Origin of the sequence: Micromonospora sp. S-DT3-3-22 (genome assembly GCF_015354745.1) — a bacterium.
Classification (GTDB): domain Bacteria; phylum Actinomycetota; class Actinomycetes; order Mycobacteriales; family Micromonosporaceae; genus Micromonospora; species Micromonospora wenchangensis.
Window position 1 is genome coordinate 15,700 of record NZ_JACGMO010000015.1, and the last position, 18,402, is coordinate 34,101.

The 18,402-nt window shown below is 72.6% G+C and carries 18 protein-coding genes; 6 read left to right on the plus strand and 12 right to left on the minus strand.

The window, feature by feature from the left end; all coding sequences use genetic code 11:
• Window positions 1-35: 35 nt before the first annotated feature.
• The 3 genes from H1A17_RS06545 to H1A17_RS06555 all read right to left on the minus strand — a co-directional run bounded on the left by H1A17_RS06545 (window position 36) and on the right by H1A17_RS06555 (window position 3,556).
• Complete coding sequence (locus H1A17_RS06545; protein WP_168222572.1) at window positions 36-1,727, minus strand: S8 family serine peptidase; 1,692 nt, start codon at window positions 1,725-1,727, stop codon at window positions 36-38.
• Between the two features lie 89 nt (window positions 1,728-1,816).
• A complete protein-coding gene (locus H1A17_RS06550; RefSeq protein ID WP_145922048.1) occupies window positions 1,817-2,506 on the minus strand; it encodes an HAD family hydrolase in 690 nt (229 codons plus the stop codon).
• Between the two features lie 87 nt (window positions 2,507-2,593).
• Window positions 2,594-3,556, minus strand: coding sequence for a DMT family transporter (locus H1A17_RS06555; protein ID WP_194821376.1), 963 nt, complete (start codon window positions 3,554-3,556; stop codon window positions 2,594-2,596).
• 61 nt (window positions 3,557-3,617) lie between these two features.
• On the opposite strand from H1A17_RS06555, the gene H1A17_RS06560 reads away from it, so the two are divergent.
• On the plus strand, window positions 3,618-4,181 hold the full coding sequence (locus tag H1A17_RS06560) for a CGNR zinc finger domain-containing protein (protein WP_145922050.1): 564 nt from the start codon (window positions 3,618-3,620) through the stop codon (window positions 4,179-4,181).
• Here H1A17_RS06560 and H1A17_RS06565 read toward each other — a convergent pair.
• From H1A17_RS06565 to H1A17_RS06575, 3 genes are all read right to left on the minus strand, one after another.
• Window positions 4,138-4,719: a GNAT family N-acetyltransferase gene (locus H1A17_RS06565; protein ID WP_309236713.1), complete on the minus strand. Its 582-nt coding sequence runs from the start codon at window positions 4,717-4,719 to the stop codon at window positions 4,138-4,140. The genes H1A17_RS06560 and H1A17_RS06565 overlap by 44 nt on opposite strands.
• 65 nt (window positions 4,720-4,784) lie before the next feature.
• A complete protein-coding gene (locus tag H1A17_RS06570; protein WP_194821378.1) occupies window positions 4,785-4,964 on the minus strand; it encodes a DUF397 domain-containing protein in 180 nt (59 codons plus the stop codon).
• The gene (locus tag H1A17_RS06575) at window positions 4,955-5,767 is read right to left on the minus strand and encodes a helix-turn-helix transcriptional regulator (RefSeq protein ID WP_194821379.1); all 813 of its coding nucleotides are present in this window, start codon (window positions 5,765-5,767) and stop codon (window positions 4,955-4,957) included. Before H1A17_RS06575 ends, H1A17_RS06570 begins: the two co-directional genes overlap by 10 nt.
• A 617-nt stretch (window positions 5,768-6,384) precedes the next feature.
• Here H1A17_RS06575 and H1A17_RS06580 point away from each other — a divergent pair.
• Window positions 6,385-6,627, plus strand: a complete 243-nt coding sequence (locus H1A17_RS06580) for a hypothetical protein (RefSeq protein WP_145923081.1) — start codon at window positions 6,385-6,387, stop codon at window positions 6,625-6,627.
• Window positions 6,628-6,725: 98 nt separating this feature from the next.
• On the opposite strand, the gene H1A17_RS06585 is transcribed toward H1A17_RS06580, so the two are convergent.
• From H1A17_RS06585 to H1A17_RS06605, 5 genes are all read right to left on the minus strand, one after another.
• Complete coding sequence (locus H1A17_RS06585; protein WP_145922053.1) at window positions 6,726-8,126, minus strand: class II fumarate hydratase; 1,401 nt, start codon at window positions 8,124-8,126, stop codon at window positions 6,726-6,728.
• 157 nt (window positions 8,127-8,283) lie between these two features.
• Window positions 8,284-8,895, minus strand: coding sequence for a GNAT family N-acetyltransferase (locus tag H1A17_RS06590; protein WP_145922054.1), 612 nt, complete (start codon window positions 8,893-8,895; stop codon window positions 8,284-8,286).
• A gap of 38 nt (window positions 8,896-8,933) precedes the next feature.
• The gene (locus H1A17_RS06595; protein ID WP_194821381.1) at window positions 8,934-10,601 is read right to left on the minus strand and encodes a fumarate hydratase; all 1,668 of its coding nucleotides are present in this window, start codon (window positions 10,599-10,601) and stop codon (window positions 8,934-8,936) included.
• A 67-nt stretch (window positions 10,602-10,668) separates the two neighbouring features.
• Window positions 10,669-12,081 (minus strand): PQQ-binding-like beta-propeller repeat protein, encoded by a 1,413-nt coding sequence (locus tag H1A17_RS06600; RefSeq protein WP_228543036.1) that lies wholly within the window; start codon window positions 12,079-12,081, stop codon window positions 10,669-10,671.
• A gap of 202 nt (window positions 12,082-12,283) precedes the next feature.
• Window positions 12,284-12,772 carry an Lrp/AsnC family transcriptional regulator gene (locus tag H1A17_RS06605; protein ID WP_145922057.1) on the minus strand — a complete coding sequence of 163 codons (489 nt, stop codon included), beginning with the start codon at window positions 12,770-12,772 and terminating at the stop codon, window positions 12,284-12,286.
• A 139-nt stretch (window positions 12,773-12,911) separates the two neighbouring features.
• Here H1A17_RS06605 and hppD point away from each other — a divergent pair, with 139 nt between their 5' ends.
• The 4 genes from hppD to hisC are packed head-to-tail and all read left to right on the plus strand — an operon-like array spanning window position 12,912 to window position 17,026.
• Complete coding sequence (hppD, locus tag H1A17_RS06610; RefSeq protein ID WP_145922058.1) at window positions 12,912-14,117, plus strand: 4-hydroxyphenylpyruvate dioxygenase; 1,206 nt, start codon at window positions 12,912-12,914, stop codon at window positions 14,115-14,117.
• 11 nt (window positions 14,118-14,128) lie between these two features.
• A complete protein-coding gene (locus H1A17_RS06615) occupies window positions 14,129-14,857 on the plus strand; it encodes an RDD family protein (protein WP_145922059.1) in 729 nt (242 codons plus the stop codon).
• A gap of 40 nt (window positions 14,858-14,897) precedes the next feature.
• Complete coding sequence (locus H1A17_RS06620) at window positions 14,898-15,926, plus strand: RDD family protein (RefSeq protein ID WP_145922060.1); 1,029 nt, start codon at window positions 14,898-14,900, stop codon at window positions 15,924-15,926.
• Window positions 15,923-17,026, plus strand: a complete 1,104-nt coding sequence (hisC, locus tag H1A17_RS06625) for a histidinol-phosphate transaminase (RefSeq protein ID WP_145922061.1) — start codon at window positions 15,923-15,925, stop codon at window positions 17,024-17,026. The genes H1A17_RS06620 and hisC overlap by 4 nt, the downstream gene beginning before the upstream one ends.
• A 53-nt stretch (window positions 17,027-17,079) precedes the next feature.
• Here hisC and H1A17_RS06630 read toward each other — a convergent pair whose 3' ends face one another.
• Window positions 17,080-18,327 carry a PQQ-binding-like beta-propeller repeat protein gene (locus tag H1A17_RS06630; protein WP_194821382.1) on the minus strand — a complete coding sequence of 416 codons (1,248 nt, stop codon included), beginning with the start codon at window positions 18,325-18,327 and terminating at the stop codon, window positions 17,080-17,082.
• Window positions 18,328-18,402: the final 75 nt, after the last annotated feature.

The window sequence follows — 18,402 nt, forward strand, 5'->3', positions numbered from 1 at the left end:
GCCCAGGTGTCGGGCGTCAGCCGGGGTGCCGCGCGTCAGGGGGTGACGTTCGGCTTGAGCGGGCTGCGGACCGCCGCGTTGGCGTCCACGATGCCGTACCCGTAGAAGCCGTTGAAGTTCAGCGACCCGGCGCAGTACGCGTCGAACTCGGTCGACCGGCCCTCGTTGGCGTAGCTCTGCAGGCGCGGCTCCGGGCAGGCGTGCTCGGTGGCGGTCCGGTAGAGGTGCTGCTCCACCTTGGCCGGTGCCAGGCCGTAGCCGTCCTTACCCTCCTTCTTGCCCCACTTGCTGACGATCAGCGCGGCGACCCCGCTGACGTGCGGCGACGCCATCGAGGTGCCCTGGAGGTAGGTGTAGTAGCCACACTCACCGGCGGTGGTGCACTGCTTGAACACCGAGTTCTCGAAGCCCGGCACGACGTTGCCGTTCTCGTCGACCGACCCCTCCTCCTGGAGCACCTTCTTCGGGTACGTCGAGAGGATCATGTTGGCGTCGGTGCGGTAGGTGTCGGTGCCGAAGCCGTCGCGGAACCAGCCACCCGGCGCGGCGACCGAGATCTGCTCGGTGCCGTAGTTGGAGTAGTCGGCCTTCTTGCCGGACGGGCCGATGGCGGACACGCCGATCACGTGCGGGCCCTCCACCGGGAAGTCCCAGCAGCTCTCGTTGTCGATCGGGCGCGGGTACGGGTCGGCGCCGTAGTCCGGGCTGGACACGTCGGTGCGCGGCGCGCCGAGGTCCTCGTGGTTGTTGCCGAGCGAGCCGACCAGGGTGACGCCCTTGTTGTGGGCGAAGTTCAGGGCCCGCTTCATCGCCTTGATGACGGCGCGCTGCTCGGCCTGCGACTCGGGCGAGTCGGCCGGGTTGGCGGTGCAGTTGTAGAGCCACGGGTCGACGTAGAACGACATGTTCACCACGTCGAGGCCGGACTTGCCGGCGTGCACCAGGGCGTTGACGACCGGGTTGAGGAAGAAGTACCCGGAGTCCTGGCCGCCCTTGAGCTCCACCAGCGAGACGTTCGGGGCCACGCCGGACAGGCCGAAGCCGTTGGCGGCGGCGCCGATGGTGCCGGCGACGTGGGTGCCGTGCCCGCCGTCGTCGGTGCCGACCGGGTCGAGGCAGCTCGGCACCTCGCACGGGCCGTCGACCTCGGCGATGTCCGGGGCGAAGTTGCGCGACAGCGCCCAGTTGAAGTTGGGCGCGAGGTCGGGCTGGCTGGCGTCGACGCCGGTGTCCAGGATGCCGACGGTGACCCGCTTGTCGCCCGGCATGACCTTGCGGGCCTTGTCGGCCCCGATCATGGTGAGGCCCCAGAGCTTGTCGTCGAGCGGGTCCAGCTTCTTGCCCTTGGCGTTGGCCGCCGCCTTGGCCGCCTTCCTGGTCTCGGTCAGCAGGTTCTCCTGCGCGACCCGGTCCAGCTTGGGCTTGCGGCCGATGGCCCGCTGCTCGGCCGCGCCGACCAGCGCGGAAGCGGCGGTGACCCGGCCGGCGAAGTCGGCCCGGTCGCTGGTGACCTGGTAGAGACCGACGTCGTCCGTACGGGACACGACGGTGCCACCGGCGGCACGGATCGCGGCGATCGCCGCGTCCGCCGAAACGCCGTCCTCGGCCACCACGGTGAACGTCCGGCTGGTGGTCGGCCCGGCGTTCGCCGGGACGGTCAGGCCGGTCACCGTAAGTGCCAGGGCCGCCGCGGTCGCGACGGCTCCGGCGGTGAAGCGCTTGCTCACCACATCAGATCCTCTCGTTGAGGGACGTGGCAGCCATCCCATAGCACCGGCGACGATTCCGCCAGATACAAATCCGAATTGGTCCCGCATCAGGCATTCGTCGGTTGCAGGCTGCGCAGCGCCGCCGGCAGGTCGGTGAGCGTGCCCACCTCCGCGTCGGGGCGTACCCCGGCGGGGAGGGGGAGCCCGGGCCGGTTGAGCCAGATGCCGAGCATCCCGGCCTGCTGGGGGCCGAGCACGTCGTGGGCGATCGAGTCGCCGACGTACGCGATCCGCTCCGCCGGCACCCCGGCGGCGGCGACGATCGCCGCGTAGAACGCCGGGTCGGGCTTCTTGGGCAGGCCGCCCTCGTGGGCGTACAACTCGAAGGCGAACTCCCCGGGCAGGCCGCAGCGTTCGGCGCGGCTGTTGCCGTTGGTGGCGTAGCCGAGGGTGAAGTCGGCCCGCAGCGCGGCCAACGCCGGCAGGGCGTCGGGGTAGGGGTGGCTGAGCGCGTAGCGCCTGGTGAAGAAGAGTTCGGCGAACTCGTCGAGCTGACCGGCCAGCCCGGCCCGGTCGAGCGACCGGGCGAGCGCGGCCCGGCGGATCTCCATCACCGGCGCGGCGGTCATCGACCCGAACACCGCCTGCCAGTCGGACTCCACCTCGGCGAAGGTCACCCCGGCCGCCACCGGCGTCCGGCGACGCATCTCCTCCAGTACGGCCACCAGGGCCCCGGTGACCGCCGGGCGCAGGTCGATCAGGGTCTCGTCGGCGTCGAACACCACCACGCTGAGCATGCCCGACACCCTCTCACGTTCGCCCCACCCGGCCACGCGGGCCGGGCCGGCACCCGCCCGCGCCGGCCGGGCCGCCGTCACGTCGGCTCAGGTCAGTGCCGGCTCGTCCGTCCGGACCGTCGTCTGTTCGGTGCGGCCCGCGCGCAGCTCGTCGAGGCGGACCAGGGCCACCCCGGCGACGATCAGCACACCCCCGGCGAGCTGCACGGGCACCGGTAGCTCGCCGAGCACCAGCCAGGCGATGAGCACCGCGAACATCACCTCGGTCAGCCCGACGAACGACGACAGCCGGGCGCCGAGCAGGCGCGTCGCGGCGATCCCGGTCAGGTACGCCACCACGGCGGCGACCAGCGACAGCCCGACGATCGGGACGAGCCAGCTGGTGCGCTGCCCGGCGAAGTCGACCGCGCCGAAGGTGGCCCGCAGCGGCAGCACCCCGACCAGGCCGAGCAGGGCGAGCACGGCCGCGCCGACGGCCATCCCGCCGCTGGCCATGGTGACCGAGGGCAGGTCGGCGTCGACCCGGGCGGCGAGGACGAAGTAGCCGGCCAGCCCGACGGCCGCACCGAGGCCCCAGAGCACGCCGACCGGGTCGAGCCGGCCCGTGCCGGTCAGGTCGAGCACCAGCACGAGCCCGACCAGGGCGGCCAGCGAACCGACCACGGTGAGCCGGCGGGGGCGCTGCCCGTGCACCAGCCACATCCAGCCGACCACGAGGATGATGCCGAGGTATTCCAGCAGCAGGGCCACCCCGACCGGCAGGTAGCGGACGGCGTTGAAGAAGCAGGCCTGGGCGGTGGCGACGCCGAGCAGGCCGAAGACGGTGACCGGGCCGAGATTGCGGCGTAGCACCCCGGCCCGGCCGCGCAGCGCGAGCACGGCGGGGACGGCCAGCACCAGGGCGGCCAGGCCGACCCGGGCGACCACGACGGCCTCGGCCGACCAGCCGGCCTCGATCAACGACCGGGCGAAGGTGCCGGAGGTGGCGAACGTGACGGCGGAGAGCAGGGCGAGTGCCAGGCCGGTGCCGGCGGTGGATCGGTGCGGCATCGGGTTCCTCCGGCGTGACATCAGCAAAGTAGCATTACGCCGGTGACGCTAGCGGCCGAGGATGACAGGGGTCAAGTTGCTTTTCGCCCATGACACGGAGTGCGGGCTGACCGCCGCCGCCGCACTGGTCAACACCGAAGGCCGGGACGGCGAGGGGCTGGCCGACATCGCCGCGCTGGACCGCTTCGTCGCCGCGAACCGGTGGACCGGCCGGCACGAACGCACCGAGGCCGAGCTGCGCGCCGTCCGGGCCCTGCGCCCCCGGCTGCGCCGGCTCTGGGACGACGACCCCGACACCGTCGTCACCGTGGTCAACGACCTGCTCCGGGAGGGCCGGGCGCTGCCGCAGCTCATCCGGCACGACGACGAGCCGTACCACGTGCACGCGGTGCCCCGGGACGCCCCGCTGGCCACCCGGATGGCCGTCGAGGCGGCGATGGCCGTCGCCGACCTGGTCCGGGGCGACGAGTTGGGGCGGCTGCGGCACTGCGCCCACCCGGAGTGCGACAACGTGCTGGTGGACCTGTCCAGGAACCGGTCCCGCCGGTTCTGCGACGCCGGCTGCGGCAACCGGGTCGCGGTCAACGCCTACCGGGCCCGGAAGGCGGCCGGTAGTCGCCCCTGAGCAGCTCGTACTCCACCTCGCCGTGCTCCGATCCGGCGATCGGATCGGCCCAGTCGAGGTGGAAGGTACGGACGTACCGCAGGCCGGCCTTCGCCAGCACCGCCCGGGAACGCACGTTCACCGCCATCGTCTGCGCCCACACCCGGCGTACCCCCGCCAGGGTGAAGGCGTGCCCGACCAGCGCGCGGGCGCCCTCGGTGGCCAGGCCCCGCCCCCAGGCCGCCCGGCGCAGCCGGTAACCCAGCTCCGGCCCGGCACCGTCGTCCGACGGATCGAGCGCGAACCACCCCAGGAAGGTGCCGCCGACGGCATCCTCGGCCGCCCACCGGCCCAGCCCCGGGTAGCGGTCGTAGCCGGCGAGAATCCGGGGCAGCTGCTCGTCCCGCACGGTGGCCGGCGGGGTCGGCCGCCCGCCGGTGAGAAACCGCATCACCTCCGGGTCACCGTCCAACTCGACCAGTCGCGGCACGTCGTCGCCGGTGAAGCGGCGCAGCCGCAGCCGGGCCGTCGTCAGCAGCACCTCGTCCGAGCCGGTCACGCCCCGGATCATGCCGGGCCGCCGACCGTCCGGTCGACCGGTTATCCCGCCGCCGGCCGGTCCCGTCAGCGCGGCGGCGCGGCCAGGAAGACCCGCCAGGAGTACGCCGGAAAGGTGAGCACCGGGCCCGCCGGGTCCTTGCTGTCCCGCACCCCGACCACCCCGCCCAGATTCGCCACCTCGACACATTGATCGTTAGAACCACTCCGGCGGCTCTTTCGCCAACAAGCCCCGGTCAACTCCATGACTCAGACAATTCCCTTAGCCGCTCGATCGACTCCTGCGGTGGCAAGGCCACGCCGAGGGTAGCTTCCCAGGTGCGCTGAAGACGCCGGAGGTCAGCCGGATCGTCCAGTTCCTGCCCGCCGATCTGACCGCCGAGAAACGCCAACTCAACGTCGCCCGGCAGACTCGCCAGGATGAACGGCCCGTTCAGGCCCGGATACTCGTCGGCCGACGAAGGGACCACGTGTAGTCGGATTTGCGGATGCTCCGTGGCGATGCGCGCGAGGTGCAGAGCCTGGTCACACATGACCTTGCGGCCACCGACCCGCCGGTGCAGGACGGCCTCGTCCAGGACCGCCACGAGACGTGGGGGTCGTTCGGTGTAGAGCGTCTGTTGGCTGTCCATCCTGTCGGCCAGCCGGCGCTCGACCTCTTCCGGATCGAGCATCGGATCAGACTCGAAGACCGCTCGCGCGTATGCCTCGGTCTGGAGCAGCCCTGGGACATGGAGCGGGTCGAACCACCGCAGTGCCCACGCGTCCGCGAGAATCGCGCGCCAACCACGAAGCCACACCTGCGCCCGGTCGAGCGCGACCAGTTGGATGAGCATCCGGCTGAAGATGCCGCCGGTGTCGAGGGCCTTGTCGACCAGTTCGAGGTACTTCGCGGTGGGCGGCTGCTGGCCCAGCTCGATCGCGCTGACCATCGACGCCGAGTAGTTGACCGTCTTGGCGAGATCGTCCTGGCTCCAGCCCCGCCGGGTCCGCGCCCGCCGTAGCTCGGCGACGAGGAAGGCCGCCGCCGTCATCCGCCCGTCCGTCATCTCCAGTCGCCCTCCACCGCGCCGACGATCGACTCCGACACCACGCCGACCAGGGACGCCGCAAACACAGGACAAGACCGGAAGCCGACAACAACCCTTCACACGGTAGTGGTTTCATCAGCAGACTGTGAAGTGCGACATCGACCGCCCTCCCTCCGGGCGTGCCGGTGTCGCGGTGGGACAGCCCGCTCCCCGGCCGGCGGTCCCACCGCCGGGGGAGACGACCAGCCGACCCACCATGGAGGCGACGCGATGCCCCGGCTCACCTGGCGACACCGGCTTGCCCGCAGATTCCGACCGGCCCGGCTCCCCGCAGCGGCCGAACCCGCCCAGCCCGTTCCCCCGTCCACCGGAAAGACCGCCCACCCGGCCACGGGAGCGGCGGCGTCCCCGGCCGGCGGGCCGGGTACCGGACCGACGCCGCCCGGGTGGGAGGACACCACCGTGTCGTTTCCCCGGGTGGGGCGGGTCGGTTGGCTCACGTTGGCCCAGGAGTGGCGCGCCAACCGGGGACGCCGGTGAGCGCGGCGGCCGGTTCGGACGGGCCGCGCCGCACCGGTGGGCCACCCGACCCGGGCGGCCGCGGTGGGCCGGGCCCGACGAATCCGCGCCCGCACCTGCCGCTGCGCCCGCTCTGGCTGTGCCGGGTGTGCGCCGCGCCGTGGCCCTGCGGGGCCGCCCGACTCACCCTCGTCTCCGAGTACGCCCACGATCGGGTCGCGCTCAACATCTACCTCTGTACGGTGCTGCACGACGCCGCCGCCGACCTGTACCGGCTCCATCCCGACACCGGCCCCGACCCGGCGGCCCTCTTCGCCCGCTTCCTCGCCTGGGTCCCCCGCACCCGCCCACCCGAATGATCCACTCCCGTGGGCCGATGTAGCGGTATCGACTCAGGTCCGACACCGCTACATCGGCCCACAGGAGTCGATCGAGCCGGGCGGGCCGGGGCGGCGGGTCAGGGGTGGGTCATCCGGAGCAGGTCGAGGGCCTCGTCGAGCTGGGTCTCGGTGAGCTTGCCGGAGTCGACGTGCCCCCGGGAGATCACCACCTCACGGATGCTGACCTGCTTCGCCAGCGCCTCCTTGGCGATCGAGGCGGCCTCGTCGTACCCGAGGTGGCGGTTGAGCGGGGTGACGATCGACGGCGACCCTTCCGCGTACGCCAGGCAGACCTCGGCGTCCGCGACCAGGCCGGCCACCAGGCGGTCGGCGAAGAGCCGGCTGGACGCGGAGAGCAGCTTGATCGATTCGAGCAGGTTGCGGCCCATCACCGGGAGCATCACGTTCAGCTCGAAGTCACCCTGACTGCCGGCGAACGCGACCGCCGCGTCGTTGCCGATCACCTGCGCGCAGACCTGCCGCACCGCCTCGGCGACCACCGGGTTCACCTTGCCCGGCATGATCGACGAGCCGGGCTGGAGGTCGGGGATGCGCAGCTCCCGCAGGCCCGCCCGGGGGCCGGACCCCATCCACCGTACGTCGTTGGCGATCTTGTAGAGCCCGACCGCGACGGTACGCAGCTGGCCGGACGTCTCGACCAACGCGTCCCGCGCCCCCTGCGCCTCGAAGTGGTTGCGGGCCTCGGTCAACGGCAGCCCGGTCGAGGCGCGCAGCTTCTCGATCACCTTGCCGGCGAAGCCCAGCGGCGTGTTGATGCCGGTGCCCACGGCGGTGCCGCCCAACGGCAGCTCGGCCAGCCGGGGCAGCGCCGACTCCAACCGCTCGACGCCGTAGCGGACCTGCGCGGCGTACCCGCCGAACTCCTGCCCCAGGGTGACCGGCGTGGCGTCCATCAGGTGGGTACGCCCCGCCTTGACCACCGTCTCAAACTCGGCCGCCTTCGCCTCCAACGCCTCCGCCAGGTGCCGCAGCGACGGCAGCAGGTCCTCCACCACGAACTGGGTGGCGGCCAGGTGGATCGAGGACGGGAAGACGTCGTTGCTGGACTGCGAGGCGTTCACGTCGTCGTTCGGGTGCACGTCCCGGCCCAACTCCCGGGTGGCCAGGGTGGCGATCACCTCGTTGGTGTTCATGTTCGACGAGGTGCCCGAGCCGGTCTGGAACACGTCGATCGGGAACTGGTCGTCGTACCCGCCGTCGGCCACGTGCGCGGCGGCGGTGGCGATCGCCTCCGCGACGTCCGCGCCGATCACCCCCAGCTCGCCGTTGACCAGCGCGGCGGCCCCCTTGATCTGGGCCAGCGCCTTGATCTGGGCCGGTTCGATGCCCCGGCCCGAGATCGGGAAGTTCTGCACCGCGCGCTGGGTCTGCGCCCGCCACAACGCCTCGGCGGGCACCTCCACCTCGCCCATCGAGTCGCGTTCGATCCGGTAGCCCGCTGCCTCTGGAGTCGTCACCCGTCCCATCCTGCCCCGCTCACCGCCGGCCCGCAGATGATCGTCGGCTCAGGTGGGACAGATCGCTCAGGCGTGAGGACTCCCCGGTCACCGGCCGGGACGTGCCAGCCCACGCCGGGCACCACGCGGTGGTCCCATGGTGGGCGTGAGCGCGAGATCACGATCGGCCGGCTCGGGGGCGAGGGGTGGCACCGTCCGGCTGGTCATGAAGGCTGGATGCCGTGGTAGCCCATTCGCGGGCCAGGATGGCGAAGACGAGTTGGTCGGCCCACTCTCCCCTGAACAGATAGCTTTCGACGTGGCGCGCCTCCTGACGCATGCCGAGTCGGGCCATCAGGCGGGCAGACGCAGCATTGCGACCGTGACACCGGGCGTAGATCCGGTGCAGACCGAACTCGGTGAACCCCCAGTCCATCAGCGCCGTGGCGGCTTCCGTAGCCAACCCGCGCCCGCCATGGCCGGGATGGAAGACGTACCCGAGTTCAGCTGTGCGGTCGGTCTGGCTGCGCCAGACCAGCTCCACCGTCCCGATGACCTCGGCGTCGGTGGCTACAGCCAAAGTCAAGCAGTCTCCCTCAGCGCGTAGCGCGTCCTCACCCGCCATGGCGATCACCGACGTTCGCGACTCCTCGCGAGTACGCGGCTCGCTGAGCGTCCAGCGGAAGACGTCCGGTCGGCGCTGCCACGAGCACACATGATCGAGGTCATCCAGCGTGACCGGGCGCAAGGTGAGCCGTGCAGTGCGAATCGGGTACGTCGGTCGAAACATCCAGCGATGTTAAGGCGTGTGCGTGGCGAACTGGCTGTTCAGCGGCGGCCCACGGTCAGCACCGGCTTGGTGACCTCGGCGAAGAAGTCGTTGCCCTTGTCGTCGACGACGATGAAGGCCGGGAAGTCCTCCACCTCGATCTTCCAGACCGCCTCCATGCCCAGCTCCGGGTACTCCAGGACCTCGACGTGCTTGATGCAGTCCTGGGCGAGCCGGGCCGCCGGGCCGCCGATCGAGCCGAGGTAGAACCCGCCGTGCTGCTGGCAGGAGCGGGTCACCTGGCCGGACCGGTTCCCCTTGGCCAGCATCACCTGGGAGCCGCCGGCCGCCTGGAACTTCGCCACGTACGCGTCCATCCGGCCGGCGGTGGTCGGGCCGAACGAGCCGGAGGCGTACCCCTCGGGGGTCTTGGCCGGGCCGGCGTAGTAGACGGCGTGGTCGCGCAGATATTGCGGCATCGGCTCACCGGCGTCGAGCCGCTCGGCGATCTTGGCGTGGGCGATGTCCCGGGCGACGACCAGCGGGCCGGTCAGCGACAGCCGGGTCTTCACCGGGTACTTCGACAGCTCGGCCCGGATCTCGTCCATCGGCCGGTTGAGGTCGACGCGCACGACCTCCTCGGCGTCGAGCGTCTCGTCGGTGACGTCGGGCAGGTAGCGCGCCGGGTCGGTCTCCAGTCGCTCCAGCCACACCCCCGACGGGGTGATCTTGGCGACCGCCTGCCGGTCGGCCGAGCAGGAGACGGCGATAGCCACCGGGCAGGACGCCCCGTGCCGGGGCAGCCGGACCACCCGTACGTCGTGGCAGAAGTAGCGTCCGCCGAACTGCGCGCCGATGCCGAAGTTGCGGGTCAGCTCCAGCACCTCGGCCTCCAGCTCCAGGTCACGGAAGCCGTGCGCGGTCATCGAGCCCGAAGTGGGCAGCGCGTCGAGGTACTTCGCGGAGGCGTACTTGGCGGTCTTGAGGGCGTACTCGGCGGAGGTGCCGCCGATGACGATCGCCAGGTGGTACGGCGGGCAGGCCGACGTGCCGATCAGCCGCAGCTTCTCCTCCAGGAACTGCATCATCCGGGTCGGGTTCAGCAGCGCCTTGGTCTCCTGGTAGAGGTACGACTTGTTGGCCGAGCCGCCGCCCTTGGCCATGAACAGGAACTTGTACGCGTCCGGGTGGCCGTCCGGGTCCTCGGCGTACAGCTCCACCTGGGCGGGCAGGTTGCTGCCGGTGTTCCGCTCGTCCCACATGGTCAGCGGGGCGAGCTGCGAGTACCGCAGGTTCAGTTTCGTGTACGCCTGGTAGACCCCGCGCGAGATCGCCTCGGCGTCGGAGCCGTCGGTGAGCACGTGCCGGCCGCGCTTGCCCATCACGATGGCGGTGCCGGTGTCCTGGCACATCGGCAGCACGCCACCGGCGGCGATGTTGGCGTTGCGCAGCAGGTCCAGCGCGACGAACCGGTCGTTCGGCGAGGCCGCCGGATCGTCGATGATCGACCGGAGCTGGGCCAGGTGCGCCGGGCGCAGGAAGTGGGCGATGTCGTGCATCGCCTCGGCGGTCAGCGCGGTCAGCGCGGCCGGCTCCACGGTCAGGAAACGGCGGCCCCCCGGGCCGTGGACGACGTCGACGCCCTCGTCGGTGACCAGGCGGTATTCGGTCTGATCCGGACCGGTCGGCAGCAAGGGGGCGTACGAGAACGCGGCGGCACTGCTCATGACCGAAAAGCCTAGGGCAGACCGGGCGATCGGTGACACCCGCCGGGTGGGTCGTGGGACGCCGCTCTCACCCGTTGCCGTTGGCGCAGAGTTCCCGTTTCGGCCCGCAGCTGTTCTCGGGCTCCGGCGCGCCGCCGGTCCGCCCCGGGCCGGGGCCGGCGTCGTCGTCCGACCCGGCCGGGGGCGCGGCGGGCGGGGGCGCACCGGCACCCGCGCCGAACCGGACGTACCCGATCTCCCGCCCCTCGCCGACGACCATCCCGTTGGGCCCGACGGCGAGCGCGTTCGCGCTGGTCCGCAACACCACCAGTTCCCGACCGGTACGCGGGTCGACGGCGACCAGCCGGTTCGGCTTGTCCCCGGTCAGCACCGCCGCGTACGGGGTGAGCGCCGCGCCCGCCTTCGCACCGGCCGGCCGGTTCCAGCGGGCCTTGCCGGTGCCCAGGTCCCGGGCGATCACCGAATCCCTGTCGGCGCTGCGGACCAGGGCGTACCTGTCGTCGACGGCGAGCAGCTTCTCGCCCTCGGCGTCCACCAGGAGCAGCCGGCCGTCGTAGCCGTCGAGGACGGCCTCCCGCCCGTCGGGGGCCACGCCGATCAGCACGCTGCGCGCCCCCTGCGGGTCCTCCCGCTGCGCGCATCCGGCGCTGTCGGCGGTCCGCAGGTTGAACCCGCTGCGCCGCCACACCTCCTGCCCGGTGGCCGGGTCGCGGGCCGAGACGGCGTACTGGCAGCTGCCGTCGACCGACACCGCGCGGATCTTGAGCATCCGGCCGCCGACCACCGACAACCGCTCGTCCTGCCCCGGTTCGACGTCCTGCACCACCCGGCCGGTGGCGGTGTCCACCACGTGCACCCGGCCGTCGACGGGGAAGCCGAGCAGCGGCGGCACCGCCTCCGGCCCGGCCACCCCCTCGTCGATCCGCTGCGCGGTGAGCCGCCGGGTGCCGAGCAGTCCCGGGTTGTCGGCGAACAGCCCGCTGCTGACGCCGGGCAGGAAGGCCGTCCACAGTGGGCTGGTGCCGCGCGGGTCCCAGGCGCTCAGCGTGCAGTCGGTGGCGGCCACGCACCGGGCGTCCAGCAGCATGTTCCGGTACGTCCAGACGGCCACCGCGTCGCCGTCGCGTCGACGTACCGCCCCGGTGGTGGGGTCGAGCACCTCGTACCCCTTGACCAGGAGCTTGCCCACGGCGACGACGGCGTCGCGGTCGCCGCCGGCCACCGCCGACCAGTCCGCCTTGCGTTCCCACAGCGGCGCGCCGGTGGCGAGGCTGCGCACCTCCGTGCGGGTACGCTGCTCGACCACGACGGTGTCGCCGACGATCGTGACGCTCTTCGGGGTGCCGCCGACCCGCTGCTGCCACAGCACGTCCGGTTCGGAGATCGGCTCGCTGCGGTCGACCCAGTCCCACACCCCGGGGAAGGGGTTCCACACTCCGGTGACGGCGAGCGCGATCACGATGACGAGCCCGAGCAGCAGCCCTCCCCGCACCCCGCCAAGGCCCTTCACACCGGACACCGTAGCGACGATCACCTCCCCGCCCAGCCCCCGCGCCGGAGTGTCGCCCCGCTTTCTCCCTGGCGGGCGGCGCATCCGTCGGGCAGATCGGACGTGCCGCGACATCGCCGGTATAGCGCCAACAGAGCCTTCGGATGCCGCTATATCAGCCCAATTGGATTGATCACGACCCGGCGGCGGACCGCAGCAACGGCAGCGTGCGGTACGGGATCTGCTCGGCGAGCGCGATGATCGTCGAGGCCCGGCGGATCGCCTCCGACGAGACGATCTGGTCGATCACCCGTTGCAGGTCGGTGTTGGAACGGGCCACGATCCGGCAGAGCAGGTCACTCGCCCCGGTGATGGTGTGCGCCTCCAGCACCTCGGGGATCGCCGCCAGGTGGGCGGTGACCGTGTCGTGGCCGTGCCGCTGGCTGATCTCCAGGGTGACGAAGCTGGTCACCGCGAACCCGATCGCCGCCGGGCGGATCTCCGGCCCGAACCCGCCGATCACCCCCCGGTCGACCAGCTTGTCCAGCCGGGCCTGCACGGTGCCCCGGGCCACCCCGAGCCGGCGGGAGCATTCCAGCACCCCGATCCGGGGTTCGTCGGCGAGGAGTTGGACCAGCCTGCCGTCCAGCTCGTCGAGCTGTACACCCTGTCCAGCGTTCATGGCTGGACACCCTACCGATTGCGCAACCTGACCAGGGGAAAACGTGAGTGTTGCCCAGTCGACCGGCCCCCGCGATGCTGCCTGCAAGAGCTGACGGACCACCGGCCCACGACGCCGGCCGCAACCGAGGGAGGCCACCGTGACCCAGGCGATCGACCGACCCCAGTCGACCGAGGACATCGACGTCGACACGCTCGTCGGCGCAGTCGACCACGACATCACCCGTGACCCGTTCCCGGTCAAGGGCCTCGACCACGTGCACTTCCTGGTCGGCAACGCCAAGCAGGCCGCGCACTACTACTCCACCGCGTTCGGCATGACCTGCGTGGCCTACCGGGGGCCCGAGCAGGGCTACCGGGACCACGCCGAGTACGTGCTGACCAGCGGTTCGGCCCGGTTCGTGCTGACCGGCGCGGTCCGCCCCGACGCGGCCGGCACCGACCACGTCGCGAAGCACTCCGACGGGGTCAGTGACATCGCGCTGGAGGTGCCGGACGTCGACGCCGCGTACGCGCACGCCGTGGCCCAGGGCGCGACCGGCCTGGTCGAGCCGCACGACGTGACCGACGCGTACGGCACCGTCCGGCTGGCCACCATCGCCGCGTACGGCGACACCCGGCACAGCCTGGTCGACCGGTCCCGCTACAGCGGCCCGTTCCTGCCCGGCTTCGTGGCCCGGGGCCCGATCGTCGACCGGCAGCCGATGATCGCCGCCGGCCTCCAGCCGAAGCGCTTCTTCCAGGCCGTCGACCACGTGGTCGGCAACGTGGAGCTGGGCCGGATGGACGAGTGGGTGGAGTTCTACAAGCGGGTGATGGGCTTCTCCAACATGGCGGAGTTCATCGGCGACGACATCGCCACCGACTACTCGGCACTGATGAGCAAGGTCGTCGCCAGCGGCACCCGGAAGGTGAAGTTCCCGCTCAACGAGCCGGCGGTGGCCCGCAAGAAGTCGCAGATCGACGAGTACCTGGAGTTCTACCAGGGCCCTGGCGCGCAGCACATCGCGGTCGCCACCAACGACATCCTGGCCAGCGTCGACGCGATGCGGGCGGCCGGCGTCGAGTTCCTCGACACGCCCGACTCGTACTACGACGACCCGGAGCTGCGGGCCCGGATCGGCAACGTGCGGGTGCCGATCGAGGAGCTGAAGTCCCGCAAGATCCTGGTCGACCGGGACGAGGACGGCTACCTGCTCCAGATCTTCACCAAGCCCGTGCAGGACCGGCCGACGGTCTTCTTCGAGCTGATCGAGCGGCACGGCTCGCTCGGTTTCGGCAAGGGCAACTTCAAGGCGCTGTTCGAAGCCATCGAGCGTGAGCAGGAAGCGCGCGGCAATTTGTAACACTGTCTCGCGTGACGCAACCTCCGAGCTACCCGACACCGCCGGCGGGTGGGCCCAGGCCCGCCGCCGGCGGCTTCGCCCCGCCCGCCGGCCCACACCCGCAGGGGTACGCCGTGCCGCCGCAACCCGGCCCCTACGCCGCCCCGCCCGGCGGGTACCGGCAGCCCGGCCCGTACGCCGGGCTGCCCGGGTACCCGCCGCCGGCCCCCGGCATGCCGCCGCCCGGGATGTCGCCGCGTGGGCTGCCGTTGGCCAGCTTCGGTGACCGGCTGCTCGCCCTGCTCATCGACGGGGCGGTGCTCACCGCGGCCAGCATGGTCTTCATCGTGCCGGCCTTCATCGTCTTCTTCCAGATGGTCCTGCCGGACCTGACCACCGGCGCGAACGGCCGGCCCACCTCCGACCCGTTCACCAACTTCCTGATTCCGATGCTGGTGTTGCAGGGCGTGATCTTCGTGGTGGCGTTCGCCCTCAGCTACGTCTACCAGGTCGAGATGATGTTCAAGACCGGGCAGACCATCGGCAAGCGGGCGATGAAGATCCAGGTGGTGCCGCTCGACCCGGCCACCACGCTGACCCGCACGGCGGCGGCCAAGCGGTGGGCCGCCTACCAGATCGGCGGGGCGGTGATTCCCCTCTTCAGCTACCTCGACGGGCTGTGGCAGCTCTGGGACAAGCCGTGGCAGCAGTGCCTCCACGACAAGTTCGCCGGCACCATCGTCGTTAAGGTTGCCGGGTGAGCCAGCAGAGCGACCGCACCGGACAGCGCAGGGCGAGACCGTGAGCGTACAACCAGGTTGGTACGTCGACCCGGCCGAGCCGACCACCCGACGGTGGTGGGACGGCGAGGGCTGGATCGGTGCCCCGATCCCCGTCGACGCCACCCCACCCGACGGCCCGCCCCCGCCCGAGCCGGAGCCCGCCGCCGAGCCGCCCGCCCCGACCTCCCCCGCCGGGGCCACCACGGCGTCCGCCCCGCACCCGCCGGCCACTCCCGGTACGCCGGACGCGTCCGGCCCACCCTGGGCCGGCCAGCCGTGGGCCGGGCAACCCGGGGCAGGCCAGCCGGGCGCAGGACAGCCCGGGGCGGCAGGGCAGCCCTGGGCCGGTCAGCCGGGGGTGGGCCAGCCCGGCGGGCCGCCGCCCGGGTGGCCCTACCCGACCTGGCCGGGGCGTCCGCCGGAACCCCGGCCGCACGGCGTGCCGCTGGCCGGCTACGGTGCCCGGCTGCTCGCCCGGCTGATCGACTTCGGGGTCGTCTTCGCGCTCAACGCGGTGGTCAACGGCTGGTTCGTCTGGCGGTACTTCGAGGAGACCGCACCCTACCTGCGCGAGGCGGTCCGTCGGGCGATGGCCGGCGACTCCTCCCAGGAGGGTCTGCCGACCATCGGTGAGCAGGCCAGCGGCCTCCAGATCGCCATCCTGGTCATCGCGACCGCGCTCTGGTTCGCCTACGAGGTGCCGACGATGGCCTCCGGCGGGCAGACCCTCGGCAAGCGGCTGCTGCGCATCCGGGCGGTGCCCGTCGACGCCGACCAGCCGCTCGGCTTCGGCCGGGCCACCCGGCGGTGGAGCACCATGGGCATGCCCACCCTGCTCTGGTTCTGCTGCGGCTTCGGCCTGCTGCTCCAGTTCGTCGACGCGGTCTCCGCGCTGTTCGACCACCCGCTGCGGCAGGCGCTGCACGACAAGCGGGCCCAGACGGTCGTGGTGCAGGTGCCACGCACCGACCGCCCCGACACCCCCACCGACGACCCCGGCACCGCCACCGACCGCACCGACCCCGAGCCCCCGGGAGACACCCCATGACCGACACCGGACGGCACCAGCCCCCGCTGCGACTGACCCGCGCCGACCTGGACGCCCTGCCGAACTACGTCCCCGGACGCAGCCCGGCCGACCTGGCCCGCGAACTGGGCCTGGCCGAGGCGATCAAGCTGGCCAGCAACGAGGTGCCGTACGGGCCGCTGCCCGGGGTGGTCGAGGCGGTCACCGAGGCGGTCGCCGGTTCGCACCGCTACCCGGACATGGGCGTGGTGGCGCTGCGCGCCGCGCTCGCCGAGCGGTACGGCGTGGACCCGGACCGGATCGCCACCGGCTGCGGGTCGGTGGCGCTGGCCGAGCACCTGGTCCGGGCCACCTGCCTGCCCGGCGACGAGCTGCTCTACTCGTGGCGCTCGTTCGAGGCGTACCCGATCATCGCGGCGACCAGCGGCGCGAGCAGCGTGCGGGTGCCCAACGACGCCGGGCACGGGCACGACCTGGCGGCGATGGCCGCGGCGGTGACCGACCGGACCCGGATGGTGCTGGTCTGCAACCCCAACAACCCCACCGGCACGGCCGTGCACAAGCCGGAACTGGACCGCTTCCTCGACGCCGTCGGCGACGACGTGCTGGTCGTCATCGACGAGGCGTACCGGGAGTTCGTCACCGACCCGCAGGTGCCCGACGGCCTGACCTACCTCGACCGGCCCAACGTGGTGGTGCTGCGCACCCTGTCCAAGGCGTGGGGCCTGGCCGGGCTGCGGATCGGCTGGCTGGTCGGCGCCCCGGAGGTCGCCGCCGCGGTGCGCAAGGTGGTCACCCCGTTCTCCACCAGCATGGCGGCGCAGGCGGGGGCGCTGGCCGCGCTCGCCCAGGCCGACGAGGTCGAACGCCGCTGCGCGCTGGTCGTGGCGGAACGGGAGCGGGTCACCTCGGCGCTGCGCAAGTTCGTCCCCGACGTGCCGTCCAGCCAGGCCAACTTCGTCTGGCTGCCGCTGGGCGAGCGGTCCGTGGAGTTCGGCCGGGCCTGCGAGGCGCGCGGCGTGATCGTCCGCCCGTTCCCCGGCGACGGCGTGCGGGTCACCATCGGCACCCCGGCCGAGAACGACGCCTTCCTGGCCGTGGCGGAGGCCGCCCTGTCCTGAACCACCGCCCGGCCCCCACCCCGGCCCACCGGCCGGGGCGGCCGGACGCCCGGTCAGGTCGCGGCGAGCACCACCGGCTCGGCCATCAGGAAGTACGCCTGGTCGTCGTCGTCCGGGTCGGCGCGCTCCCGCAGCCGCTCCACCGCGACATAGCCGCCGGCCGCGTACGCCCGGCCGGGTTTCCAGCCGATGCCGTCCCGGCCGGGGGTCATCGGGAAACGGGACCGCTGCGCGCCGGTGACCGGGTCGAGGGTGACCAGTTCCCGGCGTTCGGTCAGCACGTAGAGCCGGCCGGCCTCGGTGGCGAGGACCGTCACCGGCCCCAGGTCACCGCGCTGCCAGCGGTCCTTGCCGCTGCGCGCCTCCCGGCCCTTGAGCACCCCGCCGTCGTCGCCGACGGCCAGCTCGCCGACCAGGGTGGTGTCGGCGGCGTCCAGGGCGGGGGCGGCCATCGGCGCACCCGGGCCGACCTGCCAGCCCCGGCCACCGGAACCGCCGTCGGTACGCAGCCCCCGGCACTGCGAGCGGGGGGTGAGGCAGCCGACCGGGGTGACGGTGAACCGCTCGGGTGCGTCCGGGGGCCGCCAGCGGGTGTCCACCGAGCCGGTGGCGACGGCGCGGAACTCGACCGTCGTCGGGCCGGCGCAGGAGTCGACGGAGAAGACCTGCCCGGCGGCGGTGGTGCCCAGGTCGGTACGGCAGTCCCCACCGCCGTCGACCCGCCACAGCTCCCGCCCGTCGGCGAGGTCGTAGCCGCGCAGACCGTCCCGGCCGGAGACGACCAGCACCGTCCGGCTCCCGGGGGCGGGGGCGACGGAGATGCCGCGCGGGTCCCAGACGGTGGCCGCCCCGGTGCGTCGGGCCGCGGCCACGGCGTACGGCGTCGGCCCGTCGGCCCGCCAGGCGACCGTGCCGGTGAGCGCGTCCAGGGCGACCAGCTTCCCGTCCGACCAGCGGCTGAGCACCGTCGTACCGGCCGCCAGCACCCCGTCGAGGGTGGCCGGCCAGCGCCGGTACGACCAGAACGGGGTGACCCGGTTGCGGCCGTCGGCGGGCTGGTCGGCGTAGAGCTGACGCTCGGCGGCGTAGACCCGCAGCCGCCCCGCCACCACCAGCGGCGCGACCGGCAGCCGACCCACCACCCCGATCGCCGGGGTGCCGACGGGCGGCGGTGCGGCGCGGGCGGGCGTGACGACCTCGGCGGGGGCGAGCACCCGGTAGCCGATGCCGGCGACCGCCGCGAGGGTGAGCAGCGTGGTGACCGCGACCACGAGTCGTCGCCGTCCCTTCGGGAATCCCATGCCCACCTCCGCCCGGCACCCTACCCAGGCGTCCCCCCTCGGGACCGGTCAGGTCGTGTCGCGTCGCGCGAAGGA